At 59.1% G+C, this 18,162-nt stretch carries 14 protein-coding genes; 4 read left to right on the forward strand and 10 right to left on the reverse strand.

Features of this window, described 5'->3' with window-relative positions; genetic code table 11:
- Positions 1–42: 42 nt before the first annotated feature.
- The 7 genes from ABD059_RS14135 to ABD059_RS14165 all read right to left on the reverse strand — a co-directional run bounded on the left by ABD059_RS14135 (position 43) and on the right by ABD059_RS14165 (position 9,998).
- Positions 43–300: a hypothetical protein gene (locus ABD059_RS14135; protein ID WP_343881143.1), complete on the reverse strand. Its 258-nt coding sequence runs from the start codon at positions 298–300 to the stop codon at positions 43–45.
- A 2,860-nt stretch (positions 301–3,160) separates the two neighbouring features.
- On the reverse strand, positions 3,161–4,546 hold the full coding sequence (locus tag ABD059_RS14140) for a hypothetical protein (RefSeq protein WP_343881145.1): 1,386 nt from the start codon (positions 4,544–4,546) through the stop codon (positions 3,161–3,163).
- Positions 4,547–4,875: 329 nt separating this feature from the next.
- Positions 4,876–6,357: a tyrosine-type recombinase/integrase gene (locus ABD059_RS14145; protein WP_343881147.1), complete on the reverse strand. Its 1,482-nt coding sequence runs from the start codon at positions 6,355–6,357 to the stop codon at positions 4,876–4,878.
- 446 nt (positions 6,358–6,803) lie between these two features.
- On the reverse strand, positions 6,804–6,947 hold the full coding sequence (locus tag ABD059_RS14150; RefSeq protein ID WP_343881149.1) for a hypothetical protein: 144 nt from the start codon (positions 6,945–6,947) through the stop codon (positions 6,804–6,806).
- Positions 6,948–6,979: 32 nt separating this feature from the next.
- A complete protein-coding gene (locus ABD059_RS14155; RefSeq protein WP_343881151.1) occupies positions 6,980–7,921 on the reverse strand; it encodes a type II secretion system F family protein in 942 nt (313 codons plus the stop codon).
- Positions 7,918–8,775: a type II secretion system F family protein gene (locus ABD059_RS14160; protein ID WP_343881153.1), complete on the reverse strand. Its 858-nt coding sequence runs from the start codon at positions 8,773–8,775 to the stop codon at positions 7,918–7,920. The genes ABD059_RS14155 and ABD059_RS14160 overlap by 4 nt, the downstream gene beginning before the upstream one ends.
- Complete coding sequence (locus ABD059_RS14165; RefSeq protein ID WP_343881155.1) at positions 8,772–9,998, reverse strand: TadA family conjugal transfer-associated ATPase; 1,227 nt, start codon at positions 9,996–9,998, stop codon at positions 8,772–8,774. The genes ABD059_RS14160 and ABD059_RS14165 overlap by 4 nt, the downstream gene beginning before the upstream one ends.
- Before the next feature lie 247 nt (positions 9,999–10,245).
- Here ABD059_RS14165 and ABD059_RS14170 point away from each other — a divergent pair, with 247 nt between their 5' ends.
- Positions 10,246–12,195, forward strand: a complete 1,950-nt coding sequence (locus tag ABD059_RS14170) for a GH25 family lysozyme (protein ID WP_343881157.1) — start codon at positions 10,246–10,248, stop codon at positions 12,193–12,195.
- Between the two features lie 75 nt (positions 12,196–12,270).
- Here ABD059_RS14170 and ABD059_RS14175 read toward each other — a convergent pair whose 3' ends face one another.
- Entirely contained in the window at positions 12,271–13,404 is a 1,134-nt protein-coding gene (locus ABD059_RS14175) for a glycosyltransferase family protein (protein WP_343881159.1), read from the reverse strand.
- Positions 13,405–13,488: 84 nt separating this feature from the next.
- On the opposite strand from ABD059_RS14175, the gene ABD059_RS14180 reads away from it, so the two are divergent.
- From ABD059_RS14180 to ABD059_RS14190, 3 genes are read left to right on the forward strand one after another with little or no spacing between them, the layout of a single operon-like run.
- Complete coding sequence (locus ABD059_RS14180; protein ID WP_343881161.1) at positions 13,489–15,270, forward strand: ABC transporter ATP-binding protein; 1,782 nt, start codon at positions 13,489–13,491, stop codon at positions 15,268–15,270.
- Positions 15,270–16,616 carry a glycosyltransferase gene (locus ABD059_RS14185; RefSeq protein WP_343881163.1) on the forward strand — a complete coding sequence of 449 codons (1,347 nt, stop codon included), beginning with the start codon at positions 15,270–15,272 and terminating at the stop codon, positions 16,614–16,616. The genes ABD059_RS14180 and ABD059_RS14185 overlap by 1 nt, the downstream gene beginning before the upstream one ends.
- Entirely contained in the window at positions 16,613–17,122 is a 510-nt protein-coding gene (locus tag ABD059_RS14190; protein WP_343881165.1) for a hypothetical protein, read from the forward strand. Before ABD059_RS14185 ends, ABD059_RS14190 begins: the two co-directional genes overlap by 4 nt.
- Positions 17,123–17,135: 13 nt before the next feature.
- Here ABD059_RS14190 and ABD059_RS14195 read toward each other — a convergent pair whose 3' ends face one another.
- Positions 17,136–17,486, reverse strand: coding sequence for a DUF2304 domain-containing protein (locus tag ABD059_RS14195; RefSeq protein WP_343881167.1), 351 nt, complete (start codon positions 17,484–17,486; stop codon positions 17,136–17,138).
- A 4-nt stretch (positions 17,487–17,490) separates the two neighbouring features.
- The gene (locus ABD059_RS14200; protein WP_343881170.1) at positions 17,491–18,129 is read right to left on the reverse strand and encodes a glycosyltransferase family 2 protein; all 639 of its coding nucleotides are present in this window, start codon (positions 18,127–18,129) and stop codon (positions 17,491–17,493) included.
- Between the last annotated feature and the right edge of the window lie 33 nt (positions 18,130–18,162).

Genomic DNA, 18,162 nt, shown 5'->3' on the forward strand with positions numbered 1-18,162 from the left:
GATTCGTGAATTTCCTCCTGTGTCCATTCTCGGACACGAAACTCACACAAACACTGGACTTCTACACGGGGACCCAACCAAACCCTCAGCTGTAAGGCTGAGAAAAAACCCATCCTCGTCGTATCCTGCGGGACCCATGACGCCGAACTCTCCGATAGCTATGCGGTAGAGCCTTTCCCATACGTGCTCGGGAGTTATGTGGCCACCGGCCACCGCCTCATCCCAGTCGCCGCGGGTATATATGCCAGTCGGGTTGTCATGTGTCTGGCACCAGTAGGGGTTTCCAGGATGTTTGCTCATTGTCCTAGTCTGCCAGTCACCCACAGACCTTCCTCGGTCTGCAAATACCGGACGTGTCAAACCCTAAAAAGCCCGAAGCCACCCAGCTCAGAAACCGAGCAGATCATCAACCTGAGGGGGATTCAGTGCCCCGTCTCCGATGCATAAGCACGAGTGCGGGTGCGTGTCCGGGACCTTCCTTCAACTTCCGGAGCCTACGATCCAAACGTTCAGCTTTTATTTGTTCCTGATGAAGTTCTTCCTGAAGGGTGCTGATTGCCCGGGCCAGTAGTTCGGTGAGCCCCCTCCATTCGTCGGCATCCTGCCTCGTCCTAGCTTGAAGGTCAAGTAGTCGGCCGGTTTCTGCCTTGGCTCGGCTCAAGGCGGACTGAAGCTCAAGCTCCTTTGGAGTAGGTTCACCTGCTTTGTCGCGAAGGTACTCGAAGCGGTTCCGAAGATCAGCAAGACCGGTGTAGAGGTGGTGTCGCCCTACTTGTGCTTCCAGCGCCAGATGACTAACGGAGTTGTCACCAGAAAAAACGTGCTTGGGATGCCGGAGAAGTATCCGTTGAATCGCTGCTAGAACAGCTCTGCGGGTTGCGTCCTTCTCGGATTGGATCTCGACATTGCTAGGTATCCCTGTTCTCGACCCGGCGTCGTCGGCCGGCCCCAAATCATCACTCACTCGGTTTGCCCTGAAGCTCCTCGTGCGCGACTGTGGAAGGCTGCTCCCTCGCGTCTGACAGCAGTATCCGGCTGGCGCCGAATGAAGCAACTATCCGTTCATTTCGATCTGCCTGCGCAAGCATAGATTGCGCCATAGGCAGCGGCGCCAATTTCGCCTCAGCCCGCAGCTTATCCATTTGATGTGTAATGCTGGCGATGTGATCGTCAGTACGTGCAATGTTTGAGCAACTGTCGACACAAGTAAGCAGGTCCGGCCGAGTGTCTTTACCACCCTCTTCGAGCTTTCGGCAGAGAGCTTTTGACTCGTCAAAGATACACAAGGCGATGGCCGCAGGGTTCTCATACACTCGAAGGGTCTTATCTTTTCCAAGCCGGCGATAATCCCCCGGCGTGAGATTTCTCGGCAGTCGGCGGGTCGCCTCCAATGCCCTCCCCGCTGCTGGACCTCCAAGACCCTCTCCTCCGGAGAGCTGAAAATCCAGGTGCCGAATCGTAGCTGCGCGATGGGCCCAGTCTTCTTCCAGTAGTAGATCCGGCATGCCAGATGCTTTCGTTCCTGCATAACCTTCTCCAACAGCAAGACCTAGGTGTTGATACTGTATGGCGGTCGTTACGCTCCCATTGGGTCGATGTCTCAGGAACCAAGCTAGGGTGCGACGGAAGCGGCTTAGCGTTATCGCCCCGTCGGGGTCCGGAGGAATATTGAAACCAACCGGCGATGCGGAATGCGGTGCTAATCGCAAGCTAACGAACTCTTGGAAGGTCTCTAGCCAAGTGTTAGCTGTACGAGCGTGAACAGGGAGTAGCTTGTGCGTTGTGAACAAGAGAGCATCGTCGTCTCTTTCGTCCCCCAGGATGCTCTCCAACACATGAACTGCTTGAGCAGCCACCGGAATGGTTGCCCAAACGGCTGGGCGTCGCTCACGCAAGGACCCGTTGTCCAAGCGAGATTTTCCTTTGAACACGCTCCCGTGGATTAGATAAAGACGTGACCCGCCCGGGCGAGTAATCGGATCTGGAGCACAACCCGCTCTGAGATTTAGAACCTCCTCCGGTCGCATACCCGTCAATGCCGTTATGACGATAAGGCAAGCGGTCCGAAGATGGCCTACCATAGGACCCACCCCATCGGTGGTACCTCGCCGGGCATTAACGCTCACGTCGTAGACGCTGATAAATGGAATCCACTGCCTGCGATGGAATTCGCCAGTGATGGGCACTTCGAGAGCCGATTCTAGGTCGTCAAAAGTCACATTTTGGAGCGACTTCACTCCATCCCTGTACGTGTTAATGAAGGTATGAGCTGCAATCTTGTGGCGATACTCCATGACGTTCCACGAGACTCGCACGTCAGTCGCGTCCGTCTCAGTGGATTTCGCGGGTAGAGGCTGGCCAGCAGCTGCATATCGGAGAAGACATTCTCTGGCATCCCGTTTGGATTTCGAGATGTCTGCAGATAATTTGGTGCGACCTCGATAATGATGGTGTGCGGCGAAGATGTCGGAGCTAAAAGTTGTAACAAAGGCGACTGCCCACTCCAGCATCGGAGCAAATGCTGCCTGGTCTATGGGCAGTGTCTTATTTTCCTCATAGCGCCGTTTCGGCCGCCAATTACTATGACGCCAAACCGGTTCGGGCCACTGGCCGGTTTCAGGGAGCCAGGGGTTAAGATGCCAAACGCGGATGATGTCCGATAAATACGCGGCCCGTTCGCCTGCGCTTACCTGACGTTGCTCCACCCACCCTTTCAAGTCGTCTAGGTGGCGCTGGTCTAGGTCGCTAGGCTGGGTCACCGGAGTCGAGCTGTGCCGCTCGCTCCACTCAATTGTCAGCCAGAGTACTTGCCTCCGAAGCCGGTGAAGAATGTTATAGATAGTTCCGGTGGCTGGCCATCGAACGGCCGGGTTGCCATTGCGCTGCTCCATGAAGGACTCGGGGTTGCCATGATTGATCAGGACATATGCCACGTGGCGTGCGAAATCCTGGAACCCGACTGGCCAGTCAGCGAACCTGAGTGTGTGGGTCCATCGGTCTGCACTGTTTAGAGCGGCCATTGGCCACGAGTCTGCGTTGAACGGCTCGATAGTTGCGTGGGGGTTGTGAACCCGATACTGCGCGATACTAGGCGTCGCATCCGTAGGCAAAATGAGTTCGCCTCGGCGAACAGGCGGCAGGTAGTCGAATTTGGCGGCAGTCAATTTGGTACCTCATGTCTTAGTGCTGCAACGATGTTGGGAACGTGCGTACTGACTTCGGACGCAGCTGCCTCCCGTTCTGTTGGTGTGTGGCGTTCGATCACTGCTACCAAGGCGTAGTAGTGGCGCGCGAATCTGCGCTCCCACGCTTCGCCCATGCTGTCGCGAAGCTCCTCGAGTACATGCTGTGCAGCCAATTGTCTTGGTAGCAATCGTGGAACCGTGGCGGCATTCGGACACTCCAGGCAGTCGAGGAAGGAGTAGAAGCCAGTCGTACACGCCTTCTCAGTGTCAGGGCGGCGGCTCGGATCCGAACAATTGACCAGGAGGGCATCAGACTTCGCATCCGCCTGGCTGTCCGCGAGCACACGGACTGCCAGACCAGCACGGGTATGATCCATCAGCTTTTGGACCCCGAGCGCCGCCTCTTCGCGTTGTTGATTCAGGGACTCTGGATCGTTTCGCACGTAACTCAGATAGGTGTCAGGGCTATGGTTAGTTGGCTCTTTTGTCACTCCCGCGCCCGGCACGCTGATCCGTATCCTTCGAAAGTCGATGCTTACTCCTTGCGGAATCCAAGAAGCCTCCTTTCTGGATTTGTATCGGGGCAGCCCGACTCGCACCCCCACCGGTCCAGCACAATAGACAAGCAACCGTGGTGTGCTTTCACCACGAGATGCTAAGTAGGCCCTAGCAGGCTCTGTGGCCTCGGCGATAAGTCGAATCGTTGTGGCTGCCTTCGAGACGATTTGGCCATCGTTAGAACCTTCAGAATCATCAACCAAGATTTCCGGCCAGAAACGCGCGTATGGTCCGCGTCTAGGTTTGTCCAAATTCAACTGCATAATCCCCGGCTCGTGCTCCACCGGCAAGGGCGCCGTGACGACAGGTGAAAGGTTCAGACCTCTCTCGCATGCTATAAGAACCGCAGCGGCTAATACTTCAGATCCATCCAAAAACAGCCAGCGCCGCACAGCCAAATCCCCTCCGGCAGCGGCTACACTCGCTTTGCTGACACCAAGAGAGAGAAGGCCCTCCACTGACTGTGGCTTTCCTCGCACGAGCACCTCGTAAAGCGCTTTAGCACGAATCGGTTGCGGGCAAGTGGGAAGATCGTGCTGCTGCGCCAACAAGTACGCCCCGTCTATCCGGTTATGAGCAGCCAGCACCGTACGGCGCGCGGCACTACGGATCGCGGCGAACTCCTCTGCGGTGTATCGCCGTATTGGTTCCAATAGAGGCAACTGCCGTCCTCTGCGTCCTTTGGCCCACATCCGGGTCTCGACAGGCACTACCGGTGAGTGCCTGACCATTGACAACAGAACACCGTAGTAGTTCGCGGCGGTATGCGGCCGGTACTTGCTTGCCAAGTAGTCGTCGTACATTCTGAGATGAAAAACTGTTAGCTCCGACAAACTTTCTATCTGCATTCCCTCGCCCTTCTTTAGCCGACCGATGATCACAACCCATCGAAGGAACGCTGACACCACTCGCAGGTTCGATTTCGCAGTGCTGACTCGCCGCACACCACCTGCATTAGTTGACCGATTCCAGATAGCGGTTAGTAATTGCGCCCGAACAAGTGAGGGGCCGACCATACGAGACAGATCGATTCGATATGCGGGATCGTCCTCGAGCCTGAGGACGACAACAAGAGCATTCAGCGGTTCTACCTCTTGGCGTCCGTAGGGCAATGATGCCCTCCGTCCCCGGCTCACGACTCACCGCCGAAGCCAACCAGCGAGCTCGCCGCAGCGAGTGCCGCCCAGACTTCTTCGATACTTGTTCCACGGAAGACCGAAGACCTCCTTAAACTTTTCACAGGCTCGAGGTAGGTACGCACAGTCAGATTGACACTGGCATGGCCCAGTAAATCCCTTACCTCTTCGAAAACGTGCATATAGTTCCCGATCAAGAAAGGATCTACGGGGCCGAAGCCTAATTGCTCGTCAGTGGCACGCACCCCCGCGACAAGTACCATCAAAGCGAAAGTGAACCTGAGTGAATGCGGCGTAACGTGTACCCACGGGGAACGGACGCCCAATTCCTCGCGGGTTACAGAAGCGCGGGAATTGGCGGCGTTGAAAACAGCATTCCAACTAGTGTGAGGCATCGAATCCCCCGCCTCGGTCAGCCACAGCGCCGCAGGCTCCAGTCCTCCTGTCCCCTCAATCAGCAGTCGACGACGTTCTCGGCTTGTCATCATCGAGACGTCCGCGACTCGGCCATCACAAAGTCGAATTTTCTGCCCCTGCCGACCACCAGGCAGGACTTCACTTATCCGTATAGACAGCTGTAATCTCTTGTATCGGTTCTTTCGTTGGGCGCGCCGGATAATTTCGCGTCTTTCCCCCTCAAGATAGGCGTGCACAGAGACCAAGCCCATGCGGTTGAGGACTTCGTAGTGTCTGAATACATGACCTTTGCCAAAAATTGGAGCTTTATCGCCCACGGCCGATGGAACCTCAATCGTTAAGATATTCCCTATCTCCTCCGCTCGCAATCCGGTACAAAGAATGTAGTCGACGAAGGCCACGTTTCTAGCAATATTGCGGCCGCGAAACATATCCTTCTGCAGGCCTGCAGTAACTCTGCCCTCGTTTACCACTGCCCCATAACCTCGAAACCCAACATCGCGCCACATCGCGTATTCGGCAGGAGTTATCCACCGATCTCTTGAAGCACGGGCATTCTTTTCCCGATAGCCGCTGGCCGAGAAGGGATTACGCAATGAATCCTGCGTACCTACCGGGTCGCTGTCCATCCAGCCTTCTCGATGGGCCCAGGCGTAAAAGTGCCTCAGGGCGGCATAACCCTTATTCCAGGTCGACGGCGTGACTCTTTCGGCATTGTTTTCGTCATAGACCCTCCAAGTCTGAAACGCACGGACATCTTCCCTCCTTGCCTCGTCCCAATCGACGTCACGAATTTGGAGGAAATTCATCCATAGCCGTAGTTCCTTGGCATATGTCCTCGCTGTAGACATTCGGTCCCTGGGGAAGCCGTGCCGAAAGTACACATTTAACCGATCGTCTATTTTTGTCGCGGACACCAATACCGGCATTCCCGCCGGAATGCCCAGCGCCCGTTCCCTCTGTGCGATGTCTTGAAACTCTGCGGCCAAGGGGTGAAAAATGGACGCCACATTCGGTAGCGCACCAGTCTCAGTCAAAATCAATCTGGCTGCATCGTCCACTTGTGTCCACCCGTTACCGTCGTCATCCTGCGCCCTGCTATTCACCAAAATTACTCCGAACCTACTGCGGATTCTTGCGTACGAATACCAACGATCATGCGGTCACTGTGAGTGATAATCGACGAAATTGAACGGCGTGTCGAAAATATTTTAGGAATATTACGCACAGCAATCAAAAACAGTTTTTGAAATACCTACACACTGGTAAAAACTGTTTTTGATATAGATGAAGAAACATAGGCTTTCGACGGCGCAAATACGCGACCTTTTGAAGCTCTGGCTGGTTGATACGACTTGACTGTCAATGGGCGATACACCCGGGCCAGATCAGGCGCAACATTATGATCCACGGCGCACCTTTGATTGCACGACACCAAGCGCTTCGTGTGGACCACCAGCATCAGCGCCGCTCGCTAGATAAACAAAAGGCCCAAAACAGTGAAGCTTTACAGAGAACATGAGGGCACATCTCCCCGCTCGGGCGGATCATCGTCTGCGTTGTTCACCGTTCCCACCATCCGGGTGAACGCAAACACCAGGTGCAGGTGAAAAGCTAACAGGATCCGGTACATCATTCGCTTCAGTTTCACTTTTTCCTCTTCCGTCGACGCTGCTGGGTGGGTTACAGGCCAAGACTGATAAGGGCGATGCCTGGGTACACGGCAAAAAGGACCGTCAGGGGAAGCACCCCGAAAACCAGGGGGACCATCATGGCGATCTCCTTCTTTCCCGCTGCTTCCATCAACTCGCGTTTGGATACGTCGCGGACGTCCTGCGCCTGCGCCCGGAGAACATCGGCCAGCGGAGTTCCCCGCTGCACCGCGACAGTAATGCCATCCACGAACCGCACCAGGGGGGTCAACCGGGTGCGGTTGGAGAATTCCTGGAGAGCAGTCATTAGCGGCGACCCCGCTCGGGTTTCCGCGAGGACTCGCTCAAACTCCCGGGAAAGCTCTCCGTTGGATGTTCGACAGATCCGTTCGAGGGCACCTGTCGCGCTCTCGCCGGCGCTAACCGCGAGGGCCATCAACTCGGCCAGGCTCGGGAACTCGGCCAGCATTCTGGTTTCCCGTCTCCGAATCTGAACCGACAGAAAGTAGTCCCGCAACACGTAACACCCCACCGTGCACCCGCCAACGATGGCTACTGCAGGAAGCGGATCGATGCTGCCCGAGAGTGCCAGGAAGACCATCAGGAGCGTGGACGCGCCCAGACCGATAGCCGCCCACAGTATCTGCTCGGCCCGAAAATCGGCCACCTGCCGTTCCTGACCCGCCTGAGATAGGCGTCTCGCGAGCGCTGCGGATCCCGGGTTGAACCGGCCCAGCCAGCGGACGACGTCGTTCAGTACCGGCCGCGCAATGCGCTCGATTGGCCCAAAAGGGCTCAGCGTTGACGGCGGTCCATCCAGGAGCCGGGAACGAACACCCACTGATTTCAGCTGAGGTGCCACCCGGTCGACGAATCGTGGCGGCCGAAAGAAAGGGACCCGCACCAGCAGGAGCCAAAGACCGACGCCGAGAGAGGCGCCGATCAGGGTGGCCAGTGCCTGCTGGTCCATCATCGCAATACCCGCTCATCCTGGGGCAAGGCACCGATCCGGAGCATCACCCGGTAGCAGACCACCGAAACCACGAGACCACCAATCAACACTCCAGCACCCGTGGCGGTGTTGTAAGCCCTTACCGCCTCAGGACGGGTAGCGAGCAACATCAGCACGATCCATGGCGCGGCAACCGCGAGCCGCGCAGCGTTGATGGTCCAGGACTGGCGGGCTTCCAGTTCACTTCGTGTGCGGGCGCTATCCCGAAGAAATTCCGCGAGCGTGCCCAGCAGCCGTCCGAGGTCGGAGCCGCCGACGTCCCGGGTCATTCTCAGCGCCTCAATAATACGATCGGCGACCGGATCAGCGAGCCTGACTTTCAGTCGTCCCAGGGCATCATCGAACCTTGCGCCCGCCCGGTAATCGTCGCTGAACGCGGTGAAGGCATGACGCAGCTCTTGAGGTCCCTTCTCGCCCAGTTGGCTGATGGCTTCCGGCAGGGACAGCCCTGCGCGGATGGCTGATCGTAAATGATCGACGACGTCGGGCCAGAGTTCCCTCAGGGAAGCCGCCCGACGACGTGCGCGCCAACGGACGACGCCCACGGGTAGCAGCGAACCAAACAGACCGAAGCACGCAGCGATCGGAGGTGATCCGGTGAGGACCAGAACCGTCAGGAAGACCACACCTCCGATGCCCAGCGACGTGGCAATCAGGCCTCCCGCTGAGACAGCTTCGATACCAGCGCGCAGCAGCAGGTCGTCAACCCGGCGGGTGCGGCGGGTGGTCTGCTGACTTTTGCGAGGTTCGACCCAGCAGGACCACCAGATCATGAAAAGGCCCGCCCCGAGTCCTGCCCCGATGACCGTAGTCATGCCGTTGGCTCCAGGATGCGGGCGATCTGGAAACCTGCACTGGCGAATTTCTTTTCGGCGGGCATGGCGGACGCCGTGACGGCGAGGTCACCGTCGACCCTTTGAAACACGGTCGAAGTCTCGATAATGCCGTTCTCCACCCGACTACCGAGAGACAGAATTTCGGTGACCCTCCTGCGGCCGTCCCGAAAGCGTTCGCAGTGAACCACGAGATCGATGCATGACGCCACCGTAGGCACTACAAAAGCGCTCGAGATGTTGTTCCCAGCCAGCAAGGGAAGGGTGCAGATCTTGGTCACTGCGTCATGGGCGCTATTGGCATGGACGCTACACATCCCGGGCAGCCCAGAATTAAGGGCGATCAGCATGTCAAGGCTTTCCGCCTCCCGAACCTCGCCCACGACCAACCGGTCGGGGCGCATCCGAAGTGCTTCCTTGACCAGTCTCCGGAGCGGGATCTCCCCCTGCCCTTCCAGATTGGGTGGTCGGCATTGCATCCCCACCACGTCTCGCAGCGGAAGCTTGAGTTCAAAGATCTCCTCGACCGTCACCACCCGCTCCCGGGAACCGATACTCGAACCGAGACAGTTCAACAGGGTTGTCTTACCGGCCTGAGTGGCACCCGACACCAGGATGTTCAACCCGCTCACTACCGCTGCGTCCAGAAAACGGGCAGCTTGCGGCGACAGTGTGCCCAACCCGACCAGATGTTCCAACCGGGTCGCCTTGGCAATGAACTTTCGAATATTGACTGACCAGTGACGGCGCGTCACATCCGGGATCACCACATGGAGCCGAGATCCATCAGGCAGGGCCGCATCCACGAACGGCGAGGATAGGTCGAGCCGTCTGCCCGATGACTTGAGCATACGTTCGACCAGGTCGTGGATTTGCTGCTCGCTCAGAACCAACGAGGTTAGCTCTGATTCACCGGACCGCGCCACGAAAATCTCGGTGGGGGAATTGATCCAGACCTCCTCGACCGTCGGATCATCAAAGAACGGCTGCAAGGCGCCAAAGCCAGCGACGGCGTCGAACACAAACTTTTGCGCCACGTCGCGCTGCCCAAGTTGTGGGAGTGTACCGAGCATGGTGCGCTCGTCGTAATCGTCGACGGCGGCCTGCACCAGCCGGAACACCTCCTCACCCTGCCGTGCCGGGTCCAGTCCACGACGGCGGATGAGCTCACGAACCTCGTCCTCGATAATACGTACGGCGTCCATAGGAGTCCCTTGAATCAGGGCAGCCCGAGCCCTGAGGCCGGATGCCCGAGACCGTGGGTGTAACCGGTGAATGCACTACAGGATAGGGGAAACGGGTGACTTCGCCCACCCCCCAGTCCAGGCGCTGGGGATAACGAACACCGTTGCCGTAACAGCTGTCTCTGTAGTCACATGAGTCACATTGGGCTAGTCTCAAGGGGACGACGCCCCCTCTCGCCTCGGGCTCGCATTACTCGGAGACTTTTCTGTGAACCACTCTCGCGCCTCTACTGTCCTTGCCGCCGCATTCTTGACCGCAGCCTTGGCTGCTGGATCAGTGCCAGCGACCGCCGCGCCGCAGCCCATCCCCTCAGAGCCGACCGTTTCGACGCCGGCTGACGCTGTGCCATCCGAAGTGGCACCTGCTGCGCCTCTCGATGCCACGACAGCACCGACTCCTGCCGACCCGGCGACCGTCGACCCTGAGATCGTTGTTCCAACGTCTGAGACTCCAGCGCCCGCCGAAGCATCGGACCCCGCCGAGGTGGCACCTGAAGAGGTTCCGGCTGAAGAGGTTCCGGCTGAAGAGAAGGCGCCTGAAGAGCTCACTGCTGCCGAATTGGCTGCGGATCCTGAGGCCCTCGCCCAGCTGATCGGACCGCATGGGGCAAGTCTTGGCCAGGGTGTGGAACGCATCATCGAATCCGGCGACCCGCAGGTCCCCACCACCAGGGAACTGCAGAACCGGTCAGCACTCAGTGACGCACCGGCCGCCGTCACCCCGTCAGTGAACACCTGGCGCCCCCAGGGCATCGTCGGCGTGGACGTCAGCTCCCACCAGGGAAATGTCAACTGGTCCGCCGTCTGGAACCAGGGATCCCGCTTCGCCTACACCAAGGCCACCGAAGCACTGAGCTACAAGAACCCCAACTTCAACCAGCAGTACACTGGTTCGGCAAACATCGGAATGGTCCGTGGCGCCTACCACTTCGCCATCCCCAGCATCTCCTCGGGAGCGGCGCAGGCGAACTACTTCATCAACAACGGCGGCAACTGGACCTCGGACGGTAAAACCCTTCCCCCTCTGCTCGACGTCGAATACAACCCGTACCCGTCACTCGGGAACTCCTGCTACAACATGAGCCCCTCCCAGATGGTGAACTGGATCAGGGACTTCTCGAACACGATGCTCAACCGCACCGGTCGCGTGCCCATGATCTACACCACCACCGACTGGTGGAACAGGTGCACCGGAAACTCAACAGCCTTCACCAACCACCCGCTGCATATTGCCGCCTACAACAACTCTGGCGCGGGCACCCTCCCCTCCGGGTGGAACAAGTACAGCCTCTGGCAGTACACCAGCGAAGGCCCGGTGGTCGGCGACTGGAACGTCTGGAACGGTACCGCCGCTGCCCTGACCGCCTTCACCCGCAACTCCGGCCCGCCCGCCGCGCCCAAACCTGCCGGACCGTCGATCAAATCGTTGGCCGATCTAGTCTCTGTCGACTCAGCAGGGCAGCTATGGAACTACCCGTCAACAGCGCGTGGGGGTTTCGGCGCCAAACAGCGCATGGGGCAGGGCTGGTCGGGAGCGAAATCGCTCCATGTAGTCGATTGGAACAACGATGGGGTGCTGGATCTCATCGCCCAGTGGCGCTCAGGTGGACTGGGGGTCTACCTTGGGCGGGCCAAGGGCGGTTTCGACAACCAGCGAGTTCTTGCCTCGTCAGGGTGGGCTGGTATGACTCTGACATCGGGGCAATGGACCAGAGGTGCCCGCCCAGCTGTGGCTGGTATCCGATCCAATGGAACACTTCTGGTCTGGAATCAGAACTCGTCCGGATCGCTCGCCAGCCCTGCGCAGATCGGCGTCGGCTTCCACAACATGTCAATCGTGATGACTGATTTCGACAAGGATGGCAACCAGGACATGATTGCTCGCAACCAGTCCTCGCAACTGGTGCTATTCCGTGGCAAAGGCGGAGGGAACTTCGCGAACGGCGCCCGCCCGGTGATTGGCGCTGGCTGGGGTTCGATGGTTACCCTGACCGCCACCTCAGGGTTTACCGGGTCTGGTAGCCGCGGCGTGCTAGCGAAACGTAACGATGGAACTCTTCAATACTTTCCGATCGCCAATGGGAGCCGGTGGGGATCCGCCACCCAGGTGGGCCACGGCTGGTACCACTTCACGGTCGCAGGCTCACAGCTGAAGTAGAACGTTAACCACCAAAAGCGATGCCGTGCCGGAGTTCCGGCACGGCATCGCTTTTTGTGGTCTGGATCACTACAGCTAGGCAGTGGGTGCGATCGCTCGCACGGCTGCCAGCCATGGCTGTACTGCCCTCTCCGAGGACAGCGCTTCGGCTGCATTGTGGCTGTTCTGCTTGTATTTAGCGACATGCTCTGCTGTCAGGGACTGGATGACCTCGCGGAGGCTCTCCGCCGAGAAGTCATCAGACACCACCCCCAGATCGTGCTCATTGACAATGCGGGCCATTTCCGGGGATGGCCCGATGATGATCCCCAGCCGCGCCTGGACGTACTCGAATAGCTTATTCGGCAAGGCCATCTTGTTATTGAAACTCGTTGGAGCCAGCAGGTGCATGCCCAGGTCGTAGTCGTTGAGAGTGGTGACCAGATCCGCGTACCCGACTGGTTCACGGAACGTGACGTTGGGCATTCCGGCCGCATACTCTTTAAGGGTTTCAATGATGTTGTCACCGTAGGAAACCAGCATCAGTTCCAGGGTGGCGTTGTCCACGCCACGCATGGCGTCGATCATCACATCAATCCGACGGGCCTTACTCGCACCCCCGCTGTGGATGATCCGCAGCGGCGTCGTTGTCTCGGTGGGTGATAGATCGGCGTAGTCAGCAGCGTTGGTGACCACACCAGCGCGCACCCCGTAGGTGTCCGAGTAGGCATCTGCGATTCCCTGAGCCACGGTGGTTGCCGATGATGCTCGCTTGAGCTGGCGGAGCTGCCACTGGATGTACGGGTGATTGATGAAGAACCAGACAGGCCCTGACCCCGGCACGCGCGGCTCCCACTCATGGAGATCCGCGTGGAAACCTTTAGTGGGTCGCAGCATGGACGCCAGCGGCACCGTGTTCAGGTCATTGGCGATAATGACATCAAAGTGGCCCTGTGGAACCAACTCCAGGGCGGCTTTGACGCGTGGCTCATTGCGGTAGAACCGGGCGAACTGCCGAGTCAGGACGTAGGCACCTGCCATCGCCAGTTCAACCGGCCACCAGCCCTTGCTGGAATCCGGAATTTCATAGTGCTCCACGACGTCGTCCGGTGCGGGCCCAAAACCGCAGGTGGAAACGTCGTAGTCGTCGCGTAGAACCTTCAATTGTCTGAGCACCCGGGGGTCGCGTCTGAGGGGCGAAAAACACAGGAGAAGCAAACGGGGTTTCATGGATTCAGCCTAACAGCGAGCACAGTTGACCCCGGCGCGTAGCCAACCGGGAAGGCCCCCGCTCTCACGTATTCTTAGCACTGTATGAAAAACTTACTTCAGATCCTGCGTCCACTACTGGCCACCCTGCCCTCAGGAAGCAGACGATTCCTTCTGGCCTACGGGATCGCCAGCGCTTGTCTGGCGGTCCTCGATCTGGTGGCGCTGGGGACCATTGCCCTCTTGCTCCCGTCACTAGTTGCGGGGTCCGACGTCGTCATTCCCGTTTTCGGCGACGTCACGGGCTACATCCTTCCGATCCTCATCTTCGTCTGCGTCCTCATTGTCCTGAAGGGCGCGCTCAGCGTGCTTCTGCTCAGGATCGCCACGAGGAGGTTCGCCACCCATGAAGTGGCGATCGGGGACCGGCTGTTCGCATCCTATTTGGCCTCGTCCTGGGAAGACCGGCTAAAGAAGAACTCAAGCGAGCTCATCCGGATGGTCGACGTGGGGGTCGGCATTACCGTGTCGGGCGTCCTTATCCCAGCTATGACGCTTTTCGCCGAGATCGGTACCCTTCTGGCAGTGGTCATTATCCTGTTCGTCTCTGAACCGATCATTGCGGTGGTGACTCTCGCCTATCTGGGACTTGTCGCTTTCATTCTCGCTCGTGTCATATCGCCACGCTCGGTGGCCGCAGGCCAGGAGAACCGAAAGTGGTCAAGCAAGACGGTCAAGATTCTGACTGAGGCAATGAACGCGCTGAAGGAACTGACCCTTGCCGGGCGCACTGCGGATGTTCAGGATAGTGCCCGGGAAACCCGGACCCATAGCTCTCGTGCGCGTGCGCAGTCCATCTTCCTTGCTCAGGTGCCCCGCTACGTCCTAGAGGCGGCGCTGGTTGTTGGATTTGCCCTGGTGGGAGGTGTAGGCCTCCTGACCGGCGGTCCCACCGGCGCTATCAGCGCCGTGGGTCTCTTCGCCGTCGCTGGCTTCCGCCTGGTTCCTTCGCTCACCCGTCTGCAGGCGGTTCAGTCACAGGCAAACTCCAGCGCTCCGTTCGCGCATCAGGTCATGCGGGATATCAAGACCGGTGACGAGCTACTTGCTACCAAGGCCACCCAGCGTCCCCAGCATGAGCTGGGCGACGGCCGGACCGATATCATCCTGCGCAACGTGGCCTTCAATTACCCTGACGCTGACCGCCCAGCCGTGGACAACGTGAACATCACTATTCCAGCGGGTTCTCACGTTGCGTTTGTTGGTGCTTCGGGGGCTGGGAAATCCACCTTGATCGACATTCTGCTGGGTCTCCTGGAGCCGACCACTGGACACGTCGAAGTGGCGGGAGAACGCATGGACTTCGTCCTCGACGCGTGGCGAAAGCGGATCGGTTATGTGCCCCAGGAGGTGTCCCTCTTCGATGCAACTGTTGGACAGAATGTCGCGCTCACCTGGGATCCTGCCAAGGTGGACCGCGAGAAGGTCAATGTTGCCTTACGACGCGCGCAACTGTTGGATACGATCCAGGACCGCGAAGGGGGCATTGACGCACTCATCGCGGAACGAGGCCTGGCACTCTCTGGCGGACAACGTCAGCGCCTCGGGATCGCCCGAGCCCTCTACAACCGGCCAAGTGTGCTCGTCATGGATGAGGCGACCAGCGCGCTGGATACCAGCACCGAATCTGCCGTAACAACCGCAATTCGCGAGTTGCATGGCGAGGTTACCGTGATCACTGTGGCTCACCGGCTAGCGACGATTCGCGGCGCTGACATTGTGTTCTTCATGAAAGCCGGCAGGATCGAGGCACAGGGCTCCTTCCAGGAAGTCATCGCCCAGGTTCCTGATTTCGCCAGGCAGGCCGCTCTCGCGGGATTGAACTAATGCAGGCGGACACTGTGGTCAGGGGACGCCCTCACCTGCTTTACGTCGCGTGGGGGTTCCCGCCATCCCGCGGCGCCGGGGTGTACCGCGCCCTTGCCACCGCCAACATGTTCGCCGCCGAAGGCTGGGATGTCACGGTCCTGACAGCGTCCCGGGAGGTATTCGAGTACCAGACCGGCACGGACCCGGAGCTGGAGTCCCGAATAGACCCCCGCATCACTGTCGTGCGGGTGCCTTTCAACTGGGATCGAGGCCAACCTGACCTCGCGAAATGGTCAAGGACGCGGGTCGCCTCCAACCTGCTCTGGACGTACACCCGATCCCAGCGCGACCGGGTGGCATTCCCCGAGGCCGGGTACGGGAGCTGGCGGAGAAGCCTCGTCGCCGCGACTGAACGGGTCCACCGAGAAAAGCCGGTGAACCTGGTGATCGGGACAGCGAACCCGAATGTGGACTTCACCCCGGGATGGCACCTCAACCGGAACCACAAGATCCCCTATGTCATGGATTACCGTGACACGTGGCACCTGGATGTATACCGCGACAAGCGCATCGGATCACCTCGCAGCCGTTCGGCCCGGATGGAACGCCGGTTGTTGGGGAACGCTGCTGAAGCGTGGTTCGTGAACGCACCAATCCGTGACTGGCATGCTGCGAACTATCCGGAGCGCGCAGAGGTCTTCCACGTGGTTGCCAACGGATTCGATCAGGAGTTCGCGCGCCAATTCGTGGATCACCAACCTCAGACGAACGCGGAGGCGACAGGTCTGACTTTCGGGTACCTGGGCACCATGTACGGGCCGATGCCCTTACGTGAGTCTCTTGAAGGGTGGCGTCTCGCGCGCTCCACCTCGGCGTTGATGGCCAAGTCCAGGTTGGTGATCAGGGGGCGACTGGGGCACTACGCGGAGCCGGACCCAGCGCTTCTTGGGCTCTTGGAGGAGTACAGGCACGACGGCGTGAGCTACGAGGGTGCCGTCAGCAAGACACAGGTCGCTGAGGTGTACAGGACCTTCGATGTCCTCCTCCTCATTCTGGGCAGGAGCAAGTACGTGACCAGCGGCAAGGTCTTCGAATACGCGGCCACAGGCCTTCCCATTGTGTCTCTGCATCATCCGGACACTGCCTCGACGGGGATTCTGGAGGGTCATCCAGACTGGTTCCCTGCCGAGGTACTTTCCGGAACCCACATCGCGCGGTTGTTGACCCGGGCTGGGGAAAGCGCTGTGGCGGCCAGCCCCGAAAAGCAGCGTCTCGCCCGAGCATGGGCGGATCACCTGTCACGGGAGAATCAGCTCCTCCCCAGGATTCGTGACCTGCGGGCGCTCGTCGGAGGATTCCAGTGACTACCACCCCGCTGCGTATCGGCGTGCTCGTCGGATCCACAACACCCCCGGATCAGGTAATCCGCTCGACGCTGGGCGCCCAGTCGTTGGAGAGTGCTCTCGAGGAATGGACCGGGCAACCAGTCGAGGTGACCCTGGTTTCCTGGCTAGCCCCCACTACTCTCGGGGGCCAACAACGGCGGGCTGTGGCCGATCTCCGTCCTGGTCGATTGGACCGGTTGCTTCAAAAACTGGGAGCCGGATCGCTATATCAATTCCTCAGTCGCACGCCGCCGGGCCGGCTGTTGAACTCCCTGGGCCCTCTTGACCAGTCACGGGTCTTTTGGCGGGCGATCAGCTCTGACTCCCCCTACGTGGAAGCACTCGAGGCCACCGACCTATTGATTGCAGTGGATCTTCCGGCCGTCCGCACCGCTTGGGCGGTGCTTCGCCGCGGAAAAGTTTCGGGCGCGTTCTATGGCCTCGGAGGTACACGACGGGCTTTCAAAGACCGGTACCAGCACTAGCGGGTCGGGGATGTCAGTCCTTCGAGCCACCGGGGCGCGGTACCTCGTCGAGTGCGACCCTTCGGGCGAGCTTCGTGACAGATGATTCAAGTTGTCTGAATCGTTGATATGTCGTCGCCATAAACACCAGGAAGCTCACGATCAGGGCATAAAGCACCAGGTCGGTCCCGCGGCCGATGCCCAGGAATTGTGCCACTGAGGTGAGGACGGCAGGGAAGAAGATGCTGAGTGCCGCTGAGATGGCGAAAGCCACCAGCAGGATTCGGCGAACGGCAAGGTGACGGGCGTTTGCTCCCCCGCGCATGAGCACGAGGGACCCAAAAATGACCGCGAGTACCAGGACAATCTGAATAAGAATCAGCAAAACATCACCTAAAGAGAAGATCCGCGAGAATATTGACCGAGTTCAGCAGCGACTGGCCTTTGGCCTTCGAGTAGTCGGTGTAGACAATCTGCACAGGATGCTCGACCCACTGGGGCTGCAACTCCGCAATCTGGTGAATGAGCTCCGAGGCGTGAGCCATCCGGTTCTGTTTGAGGTGAATACCCCGCGCGACACTCGGGCTGATCGCTCTGAGTCCGTTGTGGGCATCCGTCAGGTTGAGTCCAGTGGACAGGCGGAACTGCAAAGCAGCCGTGCGCAGCACCAATCTCTTGAGCCAGCCCACCTGGCTACGATCATCAAGGAAACGGGATCCGAGGACAAGCTCGGTTTCCCCTGAGAGGATGCGGTTCGACATGTCAACCGCATCTTCTACCCGGTGCTGGCCATCTGCATCGAACGTGATGATGCAGTCCAGCTCCGGGTCCTGCAGGGCATACTCGAGGCCGGTTTGAAGCGACGCCCCCTGGCCTAGGTTGATCGGGTGCTTCACGACAACCGCGCCAGCTGCAGCAGCTACTGCTGCGGAGCTGTCGGTGCTGCCATCATCGATGCACACAACGTTCGGGAACTGGTGGAGCAGGCCCCTGACAACGTCGCCAACTACGGTGGCTTCGTTATACATCGGTATAACAATCCAGGAGCGGCTCACTGGTTT

The sequence above is a fragment of the Arthrobacter flavus genome (assembly GCF_039526005.1).
Classification (GTDB): domain Bacteria; phylum Actinomycetota; class Actinomycetes; order Actinomycetales; family Micrococcaceae; genus Arthrobacter_D; species Arthrobacter_D flavus.